We start from the raw sequence: 3,470 nt of genomic DNA on the forward strand, positions 1-3,470 counted from the left end.
TAAAGTTTGGATATTCTCTACCATCACGAAATTTCAATTTAGAAATACTTGAGTAATCTAGCGCTTCTGGATAATCATTAATTAAACGATAGGCTAGTAGAGCTATATCATGCGCTGTCATTACATTTTCTTCATTTGCATCGCCAGACGGATAATTTCCTAGTAAATCAGAATTATTAAGCCCGCTAGAATTTACAAATTTATAGTTTTTCAAACCTAGTTCTTTCGCTTTTTTATTCATTAGTTGAACAAATTTCTTCTCGCTACCAGCAATTTTTTCAGCCAGAGCTACTGTTGCAGCGTTACCAGAGTATACAGCCATCGCACCATATAATTCTTTGACTGTATACTCTTCACCTTGTGTTAAGCCTACATTCGACAAATTCGGCGCCTTGGATAATTTATGTACATACTCATTTATTTGAACTTTTGTATCCCAAGAAATTTTTTTATTATGAATCGCTTCTAACACGATATATTCTGTCATCATTTTAGACATTGAAGCAATACCTAAAACTTTTTCGGCATTTTTTTCATATATAATTTGCCCAGTTTCACCATCAATGATAATCGCTGCTTCTGCTTTTAAGCCTAAATTATCAGATTCAGCTTGAGCTTTCCCCGGTTGATAAGCAAATTGTGACAATGCGAGAACAAAAACGGTCATGAACATCAGGGTCATCTTGCTGATTCTTTTCAATTTCCACTACCTCCACCTTGTAAGCTTTTTAATAATAGGCAGCTATTTCTGACCTGCCTTACACACTTTTTTTAGTTTATCATAGAAAAAACAAAAAAAATAGGTAGAGTCATGAAAGACGATACCTATTTTTTTGGTAATTTTTATTCCATCTTTAGCAGGTAGTAAGACCTCCACCAAGGTACGTTTTACCTTATTGTAAAGAATAGTTCGGTGCTTCTTTTGTAATTTGAACATCATGCGGATGACTTTCTCTTAAGCCTGCACCTGTCATTTTAACGAATTGTGCTCTTTCTTTTAAATCAGTTAAAGTAGGTGTACCGCAGTATCCCATACCTGAACGAATACCACCAATTAATTGATAAATTGTATCTGCAAGAGGTCCTTTATAAGGAAGACGTCCTTCAATTCCTTCTGGAACGAATTTCTTATTATCTTCTTGGAAGTAACGGTCTTTAGACCCTTTTTCCATTGCTGCAACAGAACCCATACCACGATATACTTTAAAACGTCGGCCTTGGAAGATTTCTGTTTCCCCTGGACTTTCCGTAACACCAGCCAGCAAGCTTCCAAGCATTACTGCATCTCCGCCTGCAGCTAAAGCTTTTACAACATCACCAGAGTATTTAATACCACCATCAGCAATAATTGTTTTACCATGTTTGCGAGCTTCTGTTGCACAATCATATACAGCTGTAATTTGTGGTACACCTACACCAGCAACAACACGTGTTGTACAAATTGATCCAGGCCCAATTCCAACTTTTACAATATCGGCACCTGCTTCAATTAATGCTCGTGTGCCTTCTGCTGTTGCAACGTTCCCTGCGATAATTGTTAATTCAGGATAAGCATCTCGAATTTCTTTAACTTTTCCAAGAACACCTGCAGAATGGCCGTGTGCTGTATCTAATACAATGACATCCGTATGAGCTTTCACTAGCATTTCTACACGTTTCATTGTATCTTTCGTTACCCCAACAGCAGCTCCAACAAGTAATCTTCCTTGTTTATCTTTAGCTGAGTTCGGGAATTCAATAACTTTTTCGATATCTTTAATTGTAATTAATCCCTTTAAAACACCGTTATCGTCAACAAGAGGGAGTTTCTCGATTTTATATTTTTGAAGGATTTTTTCAGCCTGTTCTAAATTTGTACCAACTGGTGCTGTTACTAAATTTTCAACTGTCATCACATCAGAAATTTTTAAAGAGAAATCATCAATAAAGCGTAAATCGCGATTTGTAATAATACCAACAAGCTTTTGATCCGTTTCATTATTAACAATTGGTACCCCAGAAATTCGGTATTTGCCCATTAAATGCTCAGCATCAAATACTTGATGTTCCGGCGTTAAGAAAAATGGGTCAGAGATAACACCACTCTCAGAACGCTTAACTTTATCCACTTGTTCAGCTTGAGCTTCAATTGACATATTCTTATGAATAATGCCTAAGCCACCTTGACGTGCCATTGAAATTGCCATTTCTGCTTCTGTTACTGTATCCATTCCTGCACTAATAATCGGAATATTAAGTTTCAAATTTTCCGCCAACTCTACTTTTAAACTTACATCGTTTGGTAATACCTCCGACTTTCCTGGTATCAGTAACACATCATCAAAAGTTAAACCTTCTTTTGCAAACTTATTTTCCCACATTTCTTTCCCCTCCTGCTAAAAAATATTATTTGTAGGTTATCAACTGGGCATAATACTGTCAAGAACGAATGGAAAAGTTTGATTTTTCTATTAATTTAAAAAATTTAAAGGAGCTGTTATTTTTGCTTATAAACACTGGTTATTTTGATTCCCTGTTGCCTTTTTTTTCTGCATCTTCTTCCCAACTATTTTTAAGAAAACATTATACTCAACTACATATTCCAAATGCAGAACAAAAAAGCTATGAAAATTGCTACCCGTTTATATATTATCTAGAACACGCAAAAACATACTATGAACAAGCAAGTATTGCTCCACTCTCTATACAGCCTACTTTAACGTTCTACGGGTTTGTACAGCTTTTAAAAGCATGTTTACTTACCGTAGACCCTAATTACCCTGAATCGACTTCCTTGCTTGCTCATGGGGTCACAACAAGAAAAAGAAAAAAGCAACAATATGAGTTTTTGAAGGATGAAGTAAAAGTACAAAAAAATGGATTAATCACTTGTTTAGCTGAAAAAATTTTTAATATCAAACAGTTAGAAGGGGAAAAATTCACAATGGAAACACTACTAAAGGAAATTCCAGAAATGCAAATGAATTCGCCTGTTCATTCTTCCAAACAATTCGAAACACTAACTCTTACACATCAAGGCTTTCTACTACCATCGTCTATACTCGATCATTATCAAATGACGAGTAGCCGCTTTGTAGAATTTCTTAGTTCTAAAATCAAATTAACTTTATCATTAGAGGAAAATAAAAAGGATCTCATAATTACTCCTAAAGATGTATTGTATTATAATGGAAGCTCGCCGATTCGCTATAATACCTATTCAAATAACTTTATGCTTTCTCTCAATAAACAGTCACCATGCTATGTATTGCCTGAATTGCTTCTTCATTATTTAGTTTTATACAATCTAAGTATGATTGCTCGCTATGAAACAGAGTGGTGGTCTGAACTGTTTAAAACAATGTCCAATGATGATTATCCAACCATCATTCAATTTCTTAAAATAACCCCTAGCAAAACTACTTTTTTAGTATCTAAATGGTTAAATGAATTCAATAAAAAAGATCAGCTTCTCAGCTGATCTCATGCTT

The 3,470-nt window shown here is 35.0% G+C and carries 3 protein-coding genes; 1 reads left to right on the forward strand and 2 read right to left on the reverse strand.

The window, feature by feature from the left end; all coding sequences use genetic code 11:
- Together V7068_RS14950 and guaB are read right to left on the reverse strand one after the other, a co-directional pair.
- Positions 1 to 700 (reverse strand): D-alanyl-D-alanine carboxypeptidase family protein (locus V7068_RS14950; protein ID WP_499713444.1); only part of this gene is annotated, 700 nt, incomplete at its 3' end.
- A 193-nt stretch (positions 701 to 893) separates the two neighbouring features.
- Positions 894 to 2,360: an IMP dehydrogenase gene (gene guaB, locus V7068_RS14955; RefSeq protein WP_499713445.1), complete on the reverse strand. Its 1,467-nt coding sequence runs from the start codon at positions 2,358 to 2,360 to the stop codon at positions 894 to 896.
- A 122-nt stretch (positions 2,361 to 2,482) separates the two neighbouring features.
- On the opposite strand from guaB, the gene V7068_RS14960 reads away from it, so the two are divergent.
- A complete protein-coding gene (locus V7068_RS14960) occupies positions 2,483 to 3,460 on the forward strand; it encodes a YaaC family protein (RefSeq protein ID WP_499713447.1) in 978 nt (325 codons plus the stop codon).
- The last annotated feature ends 10 nt before the right edge of the window (positions 3,461 to 3,470 follow it).

It is taken from the genome of Bacillus sp. JJ634 (assembly GCF_036962285.1).
Lineage (GTDB): Bacteria > Bacillota > Bacilli > Bacillales > DSM-1321 > Peribacillus > Peribacillus asahii_A.

Excerpts from the sequence above, each read along its gene's own strand:
- guaB (WP_499713445.1), bottom strand. The coding sequence starts at position 2,360 with ATGTGGGAAAATAAGTTTGCAAAAGAAGGTTTAACTTTTGATGATGTG.